A 16,237-nucleotide genomic window follows, 5' to 3' on the forward strand; every position below is an offset into this window, starting at 1 on the left:
CGAAGGCTCTGGCGTGGTCCGTTCCCCGCGTTCGGCGGACGTTCCGCCCGCTGACGTAGAATCTGCGGATGGCCACCTTCGATCTCGTCGCCCTCGTGGCTGTCTGCGTGCTGACCGCACTGGCCCTGCTCGGCTGGACGGTCCTGCTGCTGACCCGGGGGCCCGGGGACGAGTGACCGGCCGGGTCCCTGCCCGGCCGCCGATCCGAGTTCAAGAGGACATATGCCCTTCCAGATCCCTGACAACCTTGACAACACCCTCATGCCCGTGGCCTGGATGATCGGCCACTGGGAGGGAGACGGCCACGGCGTCGCTCCCGGCGGGGGCGAGCTGAGCTTCGGATGCCAAATCGACTTCACCGACAACGGTGGGGACTACCTGCACTACATCTGCCAGACCTTCACCAAGAAGAGCGACGGCACCCCTGAGGCCGCGCTGTGGATGGAGACCGGATTCTGGCGTCCCCGGCTCGACGGGACGATCGACGTCGTGATGGCGGCCCCCGAGGGCTGGGCGGAGCTGTGGACCGGAACGATCGACGGCGCGAAGATCGAACTGGTGACCGACGCCGTGGCCCGCAGCAAGGACGCCACCGTCTCCTACACCGGAGGCCGGCGGCTCTACGGGCAGGTCGAGGGCGACCTCATGTGGGCCTACGACCGGGCGACCACCGAGGCCCCGCTCGCCCCCCACATGTGGGCCCGGCTGGCGAGGGCCTGACGATGGGCGCCCCAGTTCTTCTCACCGAGGGGCCCGACGCCGGTCTGGTCTCGCACCTGGACAACCCCAACCTGGAGCAGCGCCGCATCGACTCCTCCTGGGTGGGCCTGGGCAACCGCGACATCCTGTCCGTCAGCGGCCCCGACCGGCTCGTTTGGCTCCATTCGCTGACCACCCAGTTCCTGGAGGGCCTGGAACCCGGGCGCGCCATCACCGCCCTGGTGCTGTCCCCGACCGGCCACGTCGAGCACCTGCTTCGCGGGGTCGACGACGGGAAGACGTTCTGGGCCTGGACCGATGCCGGACGCGGCCCGGCGCTGGTGGGCTGGCTCGATTCGATGCGCTTCATGATGCGGGTCGAGGTGCTCGCCCATCCGGAGCTGAGGCTCGTGTGGACCGGCCGCGACGTGCCCCCGCCCGACGGCGTCGTGTCGATGGACTCGGAGGTGGCCGGAGGACACGAGCTGCTGCTCCCCGACGACGCCGGGGATCCCCGGGCCCCGCAGGCCGGGGTGCGTGCCTGGGAGGCGTCGAGGATCGAGGCCGGGGTGCCGCGGATCGGCCTGGACACCGATGAGCGGACCATCCCCAACGAGATCGGCCTCTACGGAACCCACCTGGACAAGGGCTGCTACCGCGGTCAGGAGACGGTCGCGAGGGTCCACACCATGGGCCGCCCGCCGCGCCGGCTCACCCGCCTGACGCTGGACGGCTCCGGGACGGAGCTGCCCGAGCCGGGTGCCGAGATCACCCTCGAGGGACGCCGGGTCGGCGTTCTGGGCTCGGTGGCCGTGCATCATGAGGACGGTCCGATCGCGCTGTGCCTGCTGCGCCGCTCGACGGATCCCGAGGCCACCCTGGACGTGGCCGGGGTGACAGCCGGCCAGGAGATTCTGGTGGACCCGCAGGTGGGCCTGCACGTCCGCCCGATACTCTGACTGCACCTCCCCGGCAGGGAGGAGATGACGAGGAGAACACGAGTGCCGAAGAGGGTCGACTTCAACAAGACGCAGAAGCTGATCACCGCCCTGATTGACGTGGCGGTGTTCGTCGGCTGCCTCTTCCTATCTTTCTATCTGCGATTTTTCACCTCGCTCGGATTCATTCCGGCCAGGAATCTGAATGACGCCAAGGCCGCCATGCTGACGTCGGCCATCGGGTTTCTGGTGATCAATGTGTTGTCCGGCATCTATGTGCTGTACAACAAGACGCTGCTGGATGTCTGGATCGTCACCGTGGTGGATCAGGTGCTCATCACCGTCCTCATCATGGCGCTCACCTTCGCCGGCCGCTGGTTCGCCTTCCCGCGGTCGGTGCTGATCATCAATCTGGTCGTCAGCATCATCGCACTGCTGGCCTGGAGAAGCGTCGTGTTCTGGGCCTACAGCCGCTTCCGCGGGGCCAAACGGGTCATGGTGCTCGGTCTTCCCGGGCAGCTCAGCGGGCCGGTGCTGAACTACATGTCCAACAAGAGCCGGCGTCACCGTCTGACCCATGTGGTGGAGGGGCACTACCTCGAGCAGATCCGCGGCCATCTCGACGAGTTCGACACCGCACATGTTTCCGATGCGATTCCAGCTGCGGATCGGAATGCCATCTACGATCTCCTTCTCAGCGAGGACAAGGAGATATTTCTTACGACCAGTTTTGAACATCTTCTGCTGGTGAATCCGACGATCATGAGTATTGAGGACGAGTCGATCATCGCGGCGAGTCCGTTCAAGATCCCTGCGGAGTTCGACGTCATCAAGAGGTTCTTCGACGCGCTGGTGGCGCTCATCGGTCTCATCATCGCCTCGCCGGTGATGCTGGTGACCGCGGTCCTGGTGAAGGTGACGTCCCCCGGGCCGGTGTTCTATCGGCAGACCCGGATCACCAAGGGCGGCAAGGAGTTCAAGATCCTCAAGTTCCGCTCGATGAGCGCCACCGCGGAGAAGGAGTCGGGGCCGATGCTGGCCACCACCAACGATCCGCGGGTGACGACGGTCGGCAAGTACATCCGCAGCCTGCGGATCGATGAGCTGCCACAGCTCATCAATGTGCTGGTGGGGGACATGTCGATGGTGGGCCCACGCCCTGAGCGGCCCTTCTTCGTCGAGCAGTTCCAGTCCCAGAACGCCCACTACAAGCTGCGGCACAATGTGCGCGCCGGTCTGACGGGATACGCGCAGGTCTACGGGAAGTACGCCTCGGACTTCGCCAGCAAACTCAACTTCGACCTCATCTACATCAAGCAGTACTCGCTGGTCCTCGACGTGAAGATCATGATCCAGACCATCAAGATCCTCTTCGACAAGGTCTCTTCCCGGGGAGTCGACGAGGAGGAGGAGCGCGACACCTCGGTGAGTCTGCCCTCAGGGGTGCAGCAGCTCAGCTGAGGGCCCGTCGGGGATCGGTGATTGGCCTGCGAGGCCCCCACCCCCCAAGGAGCAATCACTCCCAACACGCCGTGCCACAGCTCTGGCGGGCGCCAGGACGGCGTGTTGAGAACCGATGCTCCCCGATCAAGGGATGTCAACCTGTTCCAGACAGTCGAGATAGAATCGGGCTATGAGCGCCCTAGTCAGCCGCCTCGACAGGATCACCGTGAGCCCGTCCGTGTGCCATGGTGCGCCCACCATTCGCGGAATGCGGTTGCGAGTGCAGGACGTGCTTGAACTGCTTGCCTCGGGTATGAGCTACGAAGAGATTCTCAACGACTACGACGAGCTGGAGCGCGACGATATCCTGGCCGCGATCGAGTACGCGGCGCTGGACTCGTCGGCGCGCGCGCTTCGCGTGGCCTCGTGAGCTGAGCCATGGCTCGTTTTCTCGTCGACCAACAGTTGCCTGGCGCGCTGGCGCATCATCTCAGGACCTTGGGTCACGATGCGAAGCACGTCAAGGATTATCCGGGAGGTTCGACCCTTCCCGATAATGAAATCGCCCGCATCGCCGATGCAGAAGAGCGCATCGTGGTCACCAAGGACGACGATTTCCGAGCTTCGCATATTCTGAGCCGTCGCCCGGCCAGGCTGCTCCACGTCACATGCGGGAACATCTCTACCAGGGATCTGCTCGCCCTCGTTGACGAGCACTACGCGGCACTGGAGGTGGCGGTGGCCGAGTACAACTTCATCGAAATCAACCGACCCGGCATCACCGTTCACGACCCGAGCTAGCGGAGATACGGTCACCTCAAGATCACTCCGCCGACGGTCTCAGGGGTAGAGACATCCGGAGGTCCTGAAGAATCAAGGGAATCTCTGGGGCGAGTGCCTCCCTCCAGGAGCAATCACTCCCAACACGCCGTCCCACAGCTCTGGCGGGCGCCAGGACGGCGAGTTGGGAGCCGATGCTCCCCGATAGAAGGGAACTCGTCCGGTTGGCGGCTCGGCTCAGCTGTACACCACGACTTTCGTCCCGACCGGGGCGTGGTTCCAGACGTACTGGATCCCGCTCCAGGAGCGGATGTTGACGCATCCGTGGGAGTTGCCGTCGTAGCCGCGGGCGGCGAAGTCCGAGGAGTAGTGGATGGCCTCGCCGCCACTGAAGAACATGGCGTAAGGCATCTTGGAGCCGTAGATGGTGGAGACCCAGTCCTTGTTGCGCCACTCGATGCTGAAGGTGCCCTCACGGGTGGGGCCCTCCTCGCTGCCGAACCTGGCGTCCAGGGAGATGAGGACCTTGCCGTCCTGGACCAGCCGGAGCTGCCGGTCGGTCTTGGAGATGCACACCACAAGACCGGTCTTGCAGCGGCTGTCCAGGGATACGGCGTCGGCGCCGCTGGTGCCGGGGGTCGGGGTGGCCGGCTTCTTCGTGGAGATGTACTGGGTCTTGACCCAGGCCTCCTGACCGTTGTACTCGACGGCGGTCCAGCCCTGGACGGTGGTGCCGGTGGCGCTCACCTTGTCCCCGGCCGCCAGGGTCTTCAGGACGGTGGATCCGGTGCCGGCCTCCTCGCGCAGGTTGACGGCGGTGGTCGCGTACATCGTGGTGACCGACACGTCGGTGGCGGGCTTGCTGGCCGACAGCCACTTGGCGGTGACGTAGGCGGAGATCCCCTGGTACTGGACTGGTGAGTATCCTCCGGTCGGCGCTGCGGAGACGATGACCTTGGTGCCTGCCGTGAGCTGGCCGAGTACTTCGGAGTCATCGGACGCCGTGGCCCGCAGGTTGAGGCTGTTGGCCGTGACGTAGGCGGCATGGGCCTTGAAGGCGGCGGCACTGGGGGTGGGCGTCGAGGTCGAGGCGCTGGGGCTCGGGGTGCCCGGTGTGGAGGCCGAAGGGGTGGACGCCAGGCTCGGTGCGCTGCTGACCGGTGCGGGGGTGGCCGTGGTGCCGCTGCCCGCGGTGCCCGCCGATGCGCAGGAGGCCAGCGTCATGGCGAGAGCGCCTGCGAGGAGTATGGAGGCCACCTTCGCGGCTCGATTCGTGCGCATCCGCATGTCCCTTCTCACGGACTCCTGGCTGGCTGCGGAGATGTTCTGCAGCACCGAAGCCGGCCGCGGGGGAGCTGACCTGCCCCGCGCGTCACCACGATGGTGGCGTCTGCGGCTCTGGCAGAGGCACCCTAACATCCGGGTGCGGCGCATTTCGTACCGGGAACGTCAATGGGACTGAGGCTGTTGACAATCCATTGTCCACATTCCCAGAAGTCGCTCATGACAAGGCGGAATACTGGTCCTGAGAATTATTGACCGAATCCTTAAATTCACCTGAGAAAACACGGGAAAGGGGCCCCGCCGAACGGTGGGGCCCCTTGATGGCGGCAGTGGATCAGGCGTGCTTCGCGCGGGTGCGCGCCTTGGCCCGGTCGTGGGCGTTGAGCTCGGTCTTGCGGATCCTCACGACCTCGGGGGTCACCTCGAGGCACTCGTCGGAGCGGCAGAACTCGAGCTGCTGCTCCATCGACATCTTGGTGGCCGGGATGAGCCGCTCCAGCTCGTCGCCGGTCGACGAGCGGACGTTGGTGAGGTGCTTCTCCTTGGTGGGGTTGACGTCCATGTCGTCGGGTCGGGAATTCTCCCCGCAGACCATTCCCTCGTAGACCTCGTCTCCGGGGGTCACGAACATGGTGCCGCGCTCCTGGAGATTGAACAGGGCGAAGGAGGTGACGCTGCCCTGCCGGTCGGCGACCATCGAGCCGGTCTGGCGGGTGCGCAGCTCCCCGACCCAGGGTTGGTAGTTCTCGAAGATCTGGTTCATGATCCCCTGGCCGCGGGTCTGGGTGAGGAACTCGGTGCGGAAGCCGATGAGGCCGCGGGCCGGCACCACGAATTCCATGCGGACCCAGCCGGATCCGTGGTTGACCATGTGCATCATCTGGCCCTTGCGCAGCCCCATCATCTGGGTGACGGCGCCCATGAACTCCTCGGGGCAGTCCACGGTGACCCGCTCGAAGGGCTCGTGGAGCTTGCCGTTGACCTCCCGGGTGACCACCTGGGGCTTGCCGACGGTGAGCTCGAAGCCCTCGCGGCGCATCATCTCGACCAGCACCGCCAGCTGCAGCTCGCCGCGTCCCTGCACCTCCCACATATCGGGGCGGTCGGTGTCGGAGACCTTGATGGAGACGTTGCCGATGAGCTCCTGGTCCAGGCGGGCCTTGAGCAGCCTGGCGGTGAGCTTGTCGCCGGAGCGCCCGGACAGCGGGGAGGTGTTGATGCCGATGGTCATCGACATCGACGGCTCGTCGACGTGGATCAGCGGCAGCGGCTTGGGATCCTCGGGGTCGGTGATGGTCTCGCCGATGGTGATGTCGGGGATGCCGGCGACAGCGACGATGTCCCCGGGGCCGGCGGTCTCGGTGGGCACCCGGTCGAGGGCCTCGGTGATGAGCACCTCGGAGAGCTTGACGTTCTCGACGGAGCCGTCGCGGCGGCACAGGGCCACCGGCTCGCCCTTGTGGAGCTCGCCCTCTACGATGCGGCACAGAGCCAGACGGCCGAGGTAGGGGGAGGCGTCGAGGTTGGTGACGTGGGCCTGGAGGGTGGCGCCCTCGGTGTAGGTCGGTGCCGGGATGTTCTTGAGGATGGAGTCGAAGAGGGGCTGGAGATCGGGGGAGTCGGGCAGCTGGCCGTCGGCGGGCTTGTTCAGGGAGGCGCGCCCGGCCTTGGCGGAGGCGTAGACGACGGGGACGTCGAGCAGGGAGGCGTCGTCGTCATCGGAGAGGTCCATGAAGAGGTCGTAGGTCTCCTCGACCACCTCGTCGATGCGGGCGTCGGGCCGGTCGACCTTGTTGATCACCAGCACCAGGGGCAGCTTCTTGGCCAGGGCCTTGCGCAGCACGAACCGGGTCTGGGGCAGGGGGCCCTCGGAGGCGTCGACGAGCAGCAGGACGCCGTCGACCATCTCCAGGCCGCGCTCCACCTCGCCGCCGAAGTCGGCGTGGCCGGGAGTGTCGATGATGTTGAGGGTGATCTCCTCGCCGTCGCTCATGGTGTGCTTGACGGCGGTGTTCTTGGCGAGGATGGTGATGCCCTTCTCCCGCTCCAGGTCCATCGAGTCCATCACGCGCTTCTCGACGTCGGCGCCCTCCCGGAAGGCTCCCGACTGCCACAGCATCGCGTCCACGAGGGTGGTCTTGCCGTGGTCGACGTGGGCCACGATGGCGATATTGCGCAGGTCTTTGCGAACGGGCATGCAGGACTCCGGTCAGTCGGGAGATGGGGCGGACGCCGACGGGCATCCCGGGCAATTGTAGACGTTGTGCGGGCTGGGTCGCGCGCGTGCGTCCTCGCTCCGGGGTGGCAACAGCATGCGACGGGCAGCTACTCGTCGATGAAATCGATGATCCACCGTCGGATCTCGGCCAGTGCGTCCGGATCGACCCGGCCCAGACGGTGTCGCCGGTGGCCAGGTCAGGCACCCTGAGCCGACTCCCACCAGAACCACTGCCTGTCGCCGGGAATCATCGATCCCAGCCAGGCCGACAACTCCCACCGGCCGGCGTCGCCGGTCGTGTCGCAGCCACCATGGCCGCCGGGCCACCCTCGCCTCCTGCCGGGGCGGGGTGCAGGCCCGGGTGAATCAGTCGGGCAGCAGGCGTGGCTGGCCGATCTGGAACTGTGCTACGCGCCGCAGTTCGGCTCGGCCAAGGATCCGGTGAACTTTCTCGGCCGGGCCGATCGCAACATCGCCGACGGCCTGGTTGAGACCCTCCAGCGGCATGAACTCGACGCCGCGCTGGCCGCCGGAGCCCGCCTGGTCGACGTGAGAACCCCCGCCGAGCACGAGGTCGCGGCGATCCCCGGCTCGGTGTTGATCCCTCTGGACGAACTGCGCGAGCGCCTCGACGATCTGCCCGACGGCGATCTGATCGTCCACTGCGCCGCCGGGCTGCGCAGCTGCGTCGCCGCGCGCATTCTGACTCAGCACGGCCGGCGGGTACGGAGCCTCGACGGCGGATTCGCCACCTGGGCAGACGGGAGAGCGACGGCGCAGTAGCCGTCGGCCGCGGCGGACGGAGTGGCACCCGAACTCTCCAGACGAGAATCCCGGTCAACGGGGGTTCGGGTCGCCACAGCGCCGAGAACCCCCGTTGAACGGGAGATCCGTTTCCGCACGGCCCCCCGGAGGCGCTCACGCCAGGGACAGGAAGAGCTTCTCCAGCCCGGCAAGGTCTTCCTCGCAGTCCTCGCCGCCGCTGGTGATGCAACTGCGTACCCCGGTGGACACCAGGGTGAAACCGGCCCGGTCGACCGCCTTGCCGATCGCGGCGAGCTGGGTGACGATGTCGCGGCACTCACGGCCGTCCTCGATCATCGCGATGACCCCGCCGATCTGCCCCTGGGCTCGGCGCAGCCGGGTGATGACGGGCTTGAGATCCTCGGGATCGAGTTTCACGGTTCTCTCCTCGCGGTGGCTGGGCCCGATGGGATTGTCGGACGGGTCGGCCGTCGGACGACGGCGCCCGGAACCCGGCCGATGATACCCCTGGGGGTGTTCCATGCGATTCGGCCGGGAGTACGGATCGCCGCGGGCCATCACGTCGTCGGGCGGGGCGGGGCCCTAGGGTTGGGGCATGGCAGAAGACCAGACGCATCCGAATCTGCTGGCCGAGACCGAGCCGGCGACGCGGCTGCCCCATGACCCGGCGATAGCCGAGCTGGCCGACCGCGGCCGTCAGGACTTCCTTGCGGTGGTGCGCGAGTACCCCGCTTCGAGCCTTTGCTGGGCGCTGCTGGCCGAGGGGTCTCTGATGGCGGGTACCGAGGCCGCCGACGTCGCGGCCTACGCCTACGCGCGCACCGGCTACCACCGCGGCCTCGACGCGCTGCGCCGGGAGGGTTGGAAGGGGCAGGGGCCGATTCCATGGGAGCACCTGGCCAACCAGGGATTCCTGCGCAGCCTGTGGGCCCTGTCGGTGGCCGCGGGCCGGATCGGGGAGCAGGACGAGGCGCAGCGTTGCGAGCAGTTCCTGCGCGACTCCAGCCAGACGGCCTGGGACGCACTGCACACCACCCTGGTCCCCGCCGACGAGGCCGAGGACGAGGAGGTGCCCGAGCCGGACGGGACCACCGGGGGCGTCGAGAAGGCCGCGGCCTCCGATGAGTCTCCCTCCGATGAGGCCGAAAATGGCACCGACGGCTCCCCGGACGCAGATCCGCGAGAGGATGGGGACAACTCCCCGGAGCGGCCCGAGGATGAGCGCCACGCCGAGGAGAGCCGGCAGGAAGCGGTGCACGTACAGGGGTGACGAGACGGGACGGTCGCCGGACCGCGCCCGCGCAACCGTCCTGACGGACCGAGGATCCGACTGAGGAGGAGACATGGCCGAGCACATCAAGTTCCGGGACTTCCAGCCGTCGGACGCCAAGGCGATCACCTTCGGTGAGCCCGGGGAACTGCTCAACCGGGTGGGCGATCCCGGCACCATCATCCGGGTGGCCACCTGGCAGGGGCGGATCGTCGGCTACGTCACATCCTGGCTGGCGGTGGTGCACCGCAGCCGCCGCTTCATCGACGTCGTCGTCGCCCCCGACTCCCGGGGCCGGCGGGTCGGCACCCGGCTCGTCGAGGAGATCCGGGCCCGGTCCCACCGACCGCTGGCCACCAAGGCCGTCGAGGGATCCGACGCCGAGGCCTTCATCCGCAGTCTTGGCGGACGGGCGTACGCCACCTGCCCGCCGCTGGAGCTGGCCCGCCGCCAGTTCGGGCGGGTGCGCGAGATGCTCGGCGGCCACGACGACGTCATCTCCGCCGCGACCCTGTCGCCCGGTGAACCCGAGCACCTGTGGAGCCGGTACTACGAGTGGGTCCACGCGGACTGGTCCCCGGTCGACGACACGGAGGAGGCCCGGGCGGCGGTGCGCGCCGAGGCGGCCGAGCTCGACCTGGAGCACACCAGCGTCGCCCTGGTCGACGGGCAGCCGGCCGCGGTGGCCTTCGTCTTCGACGACGACGGCGCCCCCACCGTCTGCGCCGAGACCGTGGCCCGCGACACCCCCGACGGGGACGAGGCGCTGGCCAGGGCCGTGGCCGACGTCGTCTCCGCGTCGTGGCGGCGAGGGGTGCGCCGGTTGGCCTTCGACGGTCATCAGGAGGATCCCCACTTCGGGCCGCTGGCGGCGAGACTGCCCCTGGAGGGGGCCCGCCTCTTCCTCCTGGAGCTCCCCCTCGACGTTGTCGTCCCCGGTGCCGACAGGTAGACGGCGGCCTGCCCCGGCCGCCCATCCCGTACAATGCGGAACGTTGTGCCGAGCGCCGGACGTCGGCGTCGGGCCACCCGGATCGGCTGCCGAATGCTGTGACGCAGACGAGGCGGCCGGGGAAGCGAAGTGAGAATGCCTGGAATCGTCGTTGTCGGAGCCCAGTGGGGCGACGAGGGAAAGGGCAAGGCGACCGACCAGCTCTCCGAGCGGGTCGACTACTGCGTCCGCTACTCCGGCGGTAACAACGCCGGGCACACGGTCGTCGTCAACGGTGACAAGTTCACCATGCACCTGCTGCCCTCCGGCGTCCTCAACCCGAACTCCACCGCGGTGCTCGGCAACGGCGTCGTCATCGACCTGGAGGTGCTCCACCAGGAGCTCGACGAGCTGGCCGCCCGCGGCCTGGAGATCCCGCACCCTCTCATCAGCGCCAGCGCGCACATCATCACCCCTTACCACCAGACGATGGACAAGGTCACCGAGCGCTTCCTCGGCAAGCGGCGGATCGGCACCACCGGGCGCGGCATCGGGCCGGCCTACTCCGACAAGATCAACCGGATCGGCATCCGCATCCAGGACCTCTTCGACGAGTCGATCCTGCGCCAGAAGGTGGAGGCGGCGCTGGAACGCAAGAACGCCGAGCTCGTCAAGATCTACAACCGTCGCGAGATCGACGCCGATCAGGTCTCCGACATGCTGCTCTCCCACGCCGACCGGATCCGCCCCCACGTCGTCGACGCCGCCAGGCTGCTCAACAAGGCCCTCGACGAGAAGAAGGTCGTGCTCTTCGAGGGGGCCCAGGCCCACCACCTGGACGTCGACTTCGGCACCTACCCCTACGTCACCTCCTCCAACCCCATCGCCGCCGGCGCCTGCACCGGATCGGGTGTCGGGCCGTCGCGGATCCACCGGATCATCGGCATCGCCAAGGCTTACACGACCCGCGTCGGCGAGGGGCCCTTCCCCACCGAACTGCTCGACGAGACCGGCGAGAAGCTGCGCACCGAGGGCGGCGAGTACGGGGTGACCACCGGGCGTCCGCGCCGCTGCGGCTGGTTCGACGCGCCCCTGGTGGAGCAGGCCGTCGTGGTGAACGCGATGACCGACGTCTTCCTCACCAAGCTCGACGTGCTCACCGGGTGGGAGCAGATCCCGGTGTGCGTGGCCTACGACGTCGACGGGGTCCGTCACGACGTGATGCCGATGACCCAGTCCGACTTCCACCACGCCAGGCCGATCTACGAGTACCTGCCCGGCTGGACCGAGGACATCACCGGTGCCCGCAGCTTCGACGAGCTGCCGGCCAACTGCCAGGCCTACGTCAGGCGCCTGGAGGAGTTGATCGGCTGCCGCATCTCCGGCATCGGGGTGGGCCCGGGCCGCGAGCAGTCGGTGATGATCAACGATCTCATTGACTGAAGAGGAGGCGCTGAGCGGCGGAAACGCGAGCGGGGACGTGGTGCGGATCGGGGACACGGTCCGCAAACCGTGGACGAGGTCGAGCCCGGCCGTCGGGCGGTACATGACGTTCCTGCGCGACGCCGGCCTCGACGTACCGCGGTTCCTCGGCCGTGACGACCGGAACCGGCAGGTCATCGAGTATCTGCCCGGACCCATGGCCATCGACGGCCCGCCTCCGGGCACTGCCGTGCTGGCCGGGATCGGTGCCATGGTGCGGGCCGTCCACGACGCCAGCGCCGCATTCACCCCTCCCGCCGACGCCCGTTGGGAGGTCGTCCTGCCCGTGCCCGCCGACCTGCCCGGCGAGCCGGTGATCTGCCACAACGACCTCGCCCCGTGGAATCTGGTACTCGGGACTCGCCGTGTCTTCATCGACTGGGACGGGGCGGGGCCCAGTACCCGCCTCTGGGACCTCGCCTACAGCGCGCAGGCGTTCGCCCTCAACGATCCCGACCGGGATCCCGATGCGGCAGCCGGTGACCTGTCGGCCTTCGTGGCGGGCTATCGGGCCGATCCGTCACTGCGCGCCGCGCTGCCGGCGGCGATGGCGCGGCGGGCGCGTGCGATGTGGCAGCTGCTGGCCGCCTCGCACGAGACCGGTCGACAACCCTGGGCCGCCATGTACACGGCCGGGCACGGTGCGCACTGGGACCGGGCGGCCTGCTATGTGGAGGAGCACCGCGACCTGTGGGCCCACGTCCTCGACGACATCCGGGCCGCATCCGGTCAGTGATCGGCCGACGGGATGTCGGTCTGGGCGAAGTCGTCCCCCTTGAACAGGAGCGGCTCGCCCAGACCGGACGCCGCGGCGTAGGCGAAGAGGTCACCCAGGTTCAGGCCCGCGAGGTGGCGTCCCTTCCCGAACCTGCTCCATGCCTGTGACGCCAGGATCGCCTGGTCCTCGTCGAGAGGGAGGACGTCGGCCTCCAGATCGGCGAGGAGTGCCTGGAGATCGGTGACAGCCTCCGCCCCGGCCCGGGCCTCGAGGACGACCGAGCTCTCGACCAGGCCGGCGGCGCTCACCACGAGGTGATCGGCGCCGATCATGAGGTCCAGATAGTGCTCCGCATCGGGCTCGCCGGTGAGCACCGCGACCAGCACCGAGCTGTCGACGATCATCGGGGCAGTCCGTTCTCGTCATAGCCGAGGATCTCGTCGGCGTCCCGTCCGTCGAGTACGGTCCTTGCCCGGGCCCGGTCGATATAGCGATGCAGGTCCGGACGCGCCGACACGTGATGCTGCCGTCGGACCCGCGCCAGACGCTCGGCCACCGCTGTGCGCAGTGCGGTCGTGATGGTCTCGCCGGTCTCGGCGGCCAGTTCGCGGGCCAGCCGATCGGTATCGGCATCCTTGATGTTGAGAGCCATAGGGCCAATGGTAGGCGGCTGTTCTTTCGTTTTGTGAAGACAGGCAGATCAGTAGGAAGAAAATCCTGCGTCGACGTGTTCCGGCCTGCAGCGGGCGCGCCCGCCTCGGCTCCGTGTCCCGATCTGGTGAACGCAATGTGGCGCCCGGCGGCGCCGGGCCCCGTTTCCGCGAGCCGATGCCGCGGGACGCCGCATCGGGGATTCGCGGCCTCTACTACAGTTGCGCCCGTGACCGAGATGACAGTCCTCATCCTGGGCTCGGGAGGTCGCGAACACGCGATCGCCCTGGCCGTCTCCAAGGATCCGCAGGTTCAAGCCGTGCATGTGGCCCCGGGCAATCCCGGAACGGCCTCCTTCGCCACCAACCACGAGGTCGACGAGACCGATCCGGATGCGGTGGTCGCCCTGGGGCGCGAGATCTCAGCAGACCTCGTCGTCGTCGGCCCTGAGGCCCCGCTGGTCGCCGGGGTGGCCGATGCCGTGCGCGCGGCCGGCATCGACTGCTTCGGCCCGGGTAAGGAGGCGGCGCGCCTCGAGGGCTCCAAGGCCTTCGCGAAGGAGATCATGAGGGCCGCCGGGGTGCCCACCGCCGATGCCGTGGCCTGCACCACCGTCGAAGAGGCCGAGGCGGCCCTCGACCGGTTCGGGGCTCCCTACGTCGTCAAGGATGACGGGCTGGCCGCCGGGAAGGGCGTGGTCGTCACCTCCGAGCGCTCCGAGGCCGTGGACCACGCCAGGCACTGCATCGAGGCCGGTCACCCGATCGTGATCGAGGAGTACCTCAAGGGGCCTGAGGTCAGTCTCTTCGCGATCTGCGACGGCTCGCGAGCCCTGCCACTCCAGCCAGCCCAGGACTTCAAGCGGGTCGGCGACGGCGGCACCGGGCCGAACACCGGAGGGATGGGCGCCTACACGCCACTGCCGTGGGCGCCCGCCGATCTCGTCGAGACGGTCACCAGGACCGTCATCGGCCCGACCCTGGCCGAGATGAACCGTCGCGGCACACCCTTCCAGGGGCTGCTCTACGTGGGCCTGTCGCTCACAGCCGACGGCCCGCGGGTGGTCGAGTTCAATGTGCGTTTCGGCGATCCGGAGACCCAGCCCCTGCTGTCGATGATCGAGTCCCCGCTGGGTCAGGTGATGCGCGCCGCGGCCACGGGGGATCTCAGCGGGTTCGACGGCCTGCGGTTCCGCCGCGGGTTCGCGGTCGGCGTCGTGCTGGCCTCCGAGGGATATCCCGGAGAGGTCGTCACCGGCCGCCCGGTCGGAGGGGTGCTGTCCGCCGACGGCGACTCCGATCCCGACATCATCCAGGCCGGTACGGCTGCCGACGGTGACCGGCTGGTGTCGGCCGGCGGGCGGGTGCTGGTGGCCCTGGGGCACGGCGAGACCCTGACCGGGGCCCGCCAGGCCGCCTATGCGCGTATCGAGAAGGTGTCTCTGGAAGGTGGCTTCCACCGGGGCGACATCGCGCTGACGGCCGCAGAGGAGGAGGCCTTCACCGCACTGTCGGAGCCGAAGGAGTCCCTCGGGGATCCCGGCGCCAACGACTGATCCATCCGCAACCGAGCAGTCACCCATCACCTCCAAGGAGCCCTCGTGAGCGTCCCCAATGTGCTGGCGACCCGATACGCATCCCCGCAGATGCGCGAGATCTGGTCCCCGGAGAACAAGATCAAGGCCGAGCGGAGGCTGTGGATCGCTGTCCTGGAGGCTCAGATCGACCTGGGCGTGGGTCTGGGCGATGACGACCCCGCCCGGGTGCTCGCCGACTACCGGGCGGCGATCGATCATGTCGACCTGGAGTCCATCGCCCGTCGGGAGGCGATCACCCGCCACGACGTCAAGGCCCGCATCGAGGAGTTCAACGCGCTGGCCGGCCACGAGCACATCCACAAGGGGATGACCAGCCGCGACCTCACCGAGAACATCGAGCAGCATCAGGTGCTCGTCTCGCTGAACCTGGTGCGCGACCGGATGGTGGCCGCCCTGGCGCAGCTGGCCCGGCTGGCCGGCGAGTACGCCGACCAGCCGATCGCCGGGCGCTCCCACAACGTCGCCGCCCAGGTGACCACCCTGGGCAAGCGCTTCGCCACCGTCATCGACGAGATGCTGGTCGCCTACCAGCGGGTCATCGAGCTCATCGACCACTATCCGGCCCGCGGCATCAAGGGGCCGATGGGCACCAGCCAGGACATGCTCGACCTGCTCGACGGCGACGCCGCGAAGCTCGCCGAGCTGGAGCACCGGATCGCAGCGCACCTGGGCTTCAACCACGTGCTCACCTCGACCGGGCAGATCTATCCGCGGTCGCTGGACTTCGAGGTGATCTCGGCCCTGGTGCAGGTGGCGTCGGGGCCCTCGGACCTGGCCACCTCGATCCGCCTGATGGCCGGCAACGAGCTGGTCACCGAGGGGTTCAAGCCGGGCCAGGTGGGCTCCTCGGCGATGCCCCACAAGATGAACGCCCGCTCCTGCGAGCGGGTCAACGGCTTCCTGGTGGTGCTGCGCGGCCACCTTACGATGGTCACCGGGCTGGCCGGTGTGCAATGGAACGAGGGCGACGTCTCCTGCTCGGTGGTGCGCCGGATCGCGCTGCCCGACGCCTTCTACGCCATCGACGGGATGTTCGAGACGTTCCTGACGATCCTCACCGATTTCGGCGCCTTCCCGGCGGTCATCGAGGCCGAGCTGTCGCGCTACCTGCCGTTCCTCACCACCACGAAGGTGCTGATGGCCTGCGTGAGGGCCGGGGTGGGACGTGAGGACGCCCACGAGGCCATCAAGGAGAACGCCGTGGGTCTGGCTCTGGAGATGCGCGAGACCGGATCGACGCGCAACGACCTCTTCGAGCGGCTGGCGGCCGATGATCGCATTCCGTTGTCCAGCGTCCAGCTGGAACACCTCGTCAGCGACCCGATCGAGCTCACCGGGGGAGCGCGCGATCAGGTCGCGACTCTCGTCGAGAAGGTGGAGGCGATCGTCGCCGAGCACCCGAAGGCGGCCCGCTACCTCCCCGGCAAGGTGCTGTAGAGCGGCGCGTGCCATACTGCCCCC

16 protein-coding genes and 1 pseudogene are annotated in these 16,237 nt (G+C 68.2%); 12 read left to right on the forward strand and 5 right to left on the reverse strand.

The features are described from left to right. The first annotated feature begins 222 nt into the window (after positions 1-222). The 5 genes from JS278_RS03745 (at position 223) to JS278_RS03765 (ending at position 3,881) form a co-directional block, all read left to right on the forward strand. Positions 223-720, forward strand: coding sequence for a heme-binding beta-barrel domain-containing protein (locus JS278_RS03745; RefSeq protein WP_114044027.1), 498 nt, complete (start codon positions 223-225; stop codon positions 718-720). Between the two features lie 2 nt (positions 721-722). Continuing rightward, positions 723-1,658 carry a CAF17-like 4Fe-4S cluster assembly/insertion protein YgfZ gene (ygfZ, locus tag JS278_RS03750; RefSeq protein WP_114044028.1) on the forward strand — a complete coding sequence of 312 codons (936 nt, stop codon included), beginning with the start codon at positions 723-725 and terminating at the stop codon, positions 1,656-1,658. Between the two features lie 24 nt (positions 1,659-1,682). Further along, the gene (locus JS278_RS03755; RefSeq protein WP_114044029.1) at positions 1,683-3,098 is read left to right on the forward strand and encodes a sugar transferase; all 1,416 of its coding nucleotides are present in this window, start codon (positions 1,683-1,685) and stop codon (positions 3,096-3,098) included. Between the two features lie 172 nt (positions 3,099-3,270). Continuing rightward, complete coding sequence (locus tag JS278_RS03760) at positions 3,271-3,510, forward strand: DUF433 domain-containing protein (protein WP_114044030.1); 240 nt, start codon at positions 3,271-3,273, stop codon at positions 3,508-3,510. Between the two features lie 8 nt (positions 3,511-3,518). Continuing rightward, on the forward strand, positions 3,519-3,881 hold the full coding sequence (locus JS278_RS03765) for a DUF5615 family PIN-like protein (RefSeq protein WP_114044031.1): 363 nt from the start codon (positions 3,519-3,521) through the stop codon (positions 3,879-3,881). 216 nt (positions 3,882-4,097) lie between these two features. Here JS278_RS03765 and JS278_RS03770 read toward each other — a convergent pair whose 3' ends face one another. After that, positions 4,098-5,141 (reverse strand): L,D-transpeptidase family protein, encoded by a 1,044-nt coding sequence (locus JS278_RS03770; RefSeq protein ID WP_181833818.1) that lies wholly within the window; start codon positions 5,139-5,141, stop codon positions 4,098-4,100. 337 nt (positions 5,142-5,478) lie between these two features. After that, positions 5,479-7,341 (reverse strand): translational GTPase TypA, encoded by a 1,863-nt coding sequence (gene typA, locus JS278_RS03775; RefSeq protein ID WP_114044033.1) that lies wholly within the window; start codon positions 7,339-7,341, stop codon positions 5,479-5,481. Between the two features lie 318 nt (positions 7,342-7,659). On the opposite strand from typA, the gene JS278_RS03785 reads away from it, so the two are divergent. Next, the gene (locus JS278_RS03785; RefSeq protein ID WP_245935190.1) at positions 7,660-8,145 is read left to right on the forward strand and encodes a rhodanese-like domain-containing protein; all 486 of its coding nucleotides are present in this window, start codon (positions 7,660-7,662) and stop codon (positions 8,143-8,145) included. 135 nt (positions 8,146-8,280) lie between these two features. Here the strand turns inward: JS278_RS03785 and JS278_RS03790 are convergent, their stop codons facing one another. Beyond that, a complete protein-coding gene (locus JS278_RS03790) occupies positions 8,281-8,544 on the reverse strand; it encodes a metal-sensitive transcriptional regulator (RefSeq protein ID WP_114046100.1) in 264 nt (87 codons plus the stop codon). Between the two features lie 178 nt (positions 8,545-8,722). Between JS278_RS03790 and JS278_RS16330 the strand changes: the two are divergent. The 4 genes and pseudogenes from JS278_RS16330 to JS278_RS03810 form a co-directional block, all read left to right on the forward strand. Beyond that, positions 8,723-9,274: pseudogene (locus JS278_RS16330) on the forward strand (DUF3151 domain-containing protein); the annotation flags it as partial. A 196-nt stretch (positions 9,275-9,470) separates the two neighbouring features. Next, positions 9,471-10,349: a GNAT family N-acetyltransferase gene (locus JS278_RS03800; protein WP_114044035.1), complete on the forward strand. Its 879-nt coding sequence runs from the start codon at positions 9,471-9,473 to the stop codon at positions 10,347-10,349. 135 nt (positions 10,350-10,484) lie between these two features. Next, positions 10,485-11,771, forward strand: a complete 1,287-nt coding sequence (locus JS278_RS03805) for an adenylosuccinate synthase (protein WP_114044036.1) — start codon at positions 10,485-10,487, stop codon at positions 11,769-11,771. Beyond that, the gene (locus JS278_RS03810) at positions 11,764-12,546 is read left to right on the forward strand and encodes a phosphotransferase (protein ID WP_220150034.1); all 783 of its coding nucleotides are present in this window, start codon (positions 11,764-11,766) and stop codon (positions 12,544-12,546) included. Before JS278_RS03805 ends, JS278_RS03810 begins: the two co-directional genes overlap by 8 nt. Here the strand turns inward: JS278_RS03810 and JS278_RS03815 are convergent. Then, positions 12,540-12,932, reverse strand: coding sequence for a type II toxin-antitoxin system VapC family toxin (locus tag JS278_RS03815; RefSeq protein ID WP_114044038.1), 393 nt, complete (start codon positions 12,930-12,932; stop codon positions 12,540-12,542). The genes JS278_RS03810 and JS278_RS03815 overlap by 7 nt on opposite strands. Further along, entirely contained in the window at positions 12,929-13,180 is a 252-nt protein-coding gene (locus tag JS278_RS03820; protein WP_114044039.1) for a type II toxin-antitoxin system VapB family antitoxin, read from the reverse strand. The genes JS278_RS03815 and JS278_RS03820 overlap by 4 nt, the downstream gene beginning before the upstream one ends. Positions 13,181-13,417: 237 nt before the next feature. Between JS278_RS03820 and purD the strand changes: the two genes are divergently transcribed. Both purD and purB read left to right on the forward strand, forming a co-directional pair. Beyond that, positions 13,418-14,734, forward strand: a complete 1,317-nt coding sequence (gene purD / locus JS278_RS03825; protein ID WP_114046101.1) for a phosphoribosylamine--glycine ligase — start codon at positions 13,418-13,420, stop codon at positions 14,732-14,734. Positions 14,735-14,779: 45 nt separating this feature from the next. Then, positions 14,780-16,213 (forward strand): adenylosuccinate lyase, encoded by a 1,434-nt coding sequence (gene purB, locus JS278_RS03830; RefSeq protein ID WP_114044040.1) that lies wholly within the window; start codon positions 14,780-14,782, stop codon positions 16,211-16,213. Positions 16,214-16,237: the final 24 nt, after the last annotated feature.

It is taken from the genome of Acidipropionibacterium virtanenii, from assembly GCF_003325455.1.
In the GTDB taxonomy this organism is placed as follows: domain Bacteria; phylum Actinomycetota; class Actinomycetes; order Propionibacteriales; family Propionibacteriaceae; genus Acidipropionibacterium; species Acidipropionibacterium virtanenii.

What these genes read in the sequence shown, in the direction of transcription:
- JS278_RS03770 (WP_181833818.1), bottom strand. Translation starts at nt 5,141, where the DNA reads ATGCGCACGAATCGAGCCGCGAAGGTGGCCTCCATACTCCTCGCAGGC.
- JS278_RS03815 (WP_114044038.1), bottom strand. Translation starts at nt 12,932, where the DNA reads ATGATCGTCGACAGCTCGGTGCTGGTCGCGGTGCTCACCGGCGAGCCC.
- JS278_RS03745 (WP_114044027.1), top strand. Translation starts at nt 223, where the DNA reads ATGCCCTTCCAGATCCCTGACAACCTTGACAACACCCTCATGCCCGTG.
- JS278_RS03765 (WP_114044031.1), top strand. Translation starts at nt 3,519, where the DNA reads ATGGCTCGTTTTCTCGTCGACCAACAGTTGCCTGGCGCGCTGGCGCAT.
- ygfZ (WP_114044028.1), top strand. Translation starts at nt 723, where the DNA reads ATGGGCGCCCCAGTTCTTCTCACCGAGGGGCCCGACGCCGGTCTGGTC.
- typA (WP_114044033.1), bottom strand. Translation starts at nt 7,341, where the DNA reads ATGCCCGTTCGCAAAGACCTGCGCAATATCGCCATCGTGGCCCACGTC.
- JS278_RS03755 (WP_114044029.1), top strand. Translation starts at nt 1,683, where the DNA reads ATGACGAGGAGAACACGAGTGCCGAAGAGGGTCGACTTCAACAAGACG.
- purD (WP_114046101.1), top strand. Translation starts at nt 13,418, where the DNA reads ATGACAGTCCTCATCCTGGGCTCGGGAGGTCGCGAACACGCGATCGCC.
- JS278_RS03800 (WP_114044035.1), top strand. Translation starts at nt 9,471, where the DNA reads ATGGCCGAGCACATCAAGTTCCGGGACTTCCAGCCGTCGGACGCCAAG.
- JS278_RS03760 (WP_114044030.1), top strand. Translation starts at nt 3,271, where the DNA reads ATGAGCGCCCTAGTCAGCCGCCTCGACAGGATCACCGTGAGCCCGTCC.
- JS278_RS03805 (WP_114044036.1), top strand. Translation starts at nt 10,485, where the DNA reads ATGCCTGGAATCGTCGTTGTCGGAGCCCAGTGGGGCGACGAGGGAAAG.
- JS278_RS03820 (WP_114044039.1), bottom strand. Translation starts at nt 13,180, where the DNA reads ATGGCTCTCAACATCAAGGATGCCGATACCGATCGGCTGGCCCGCGAA.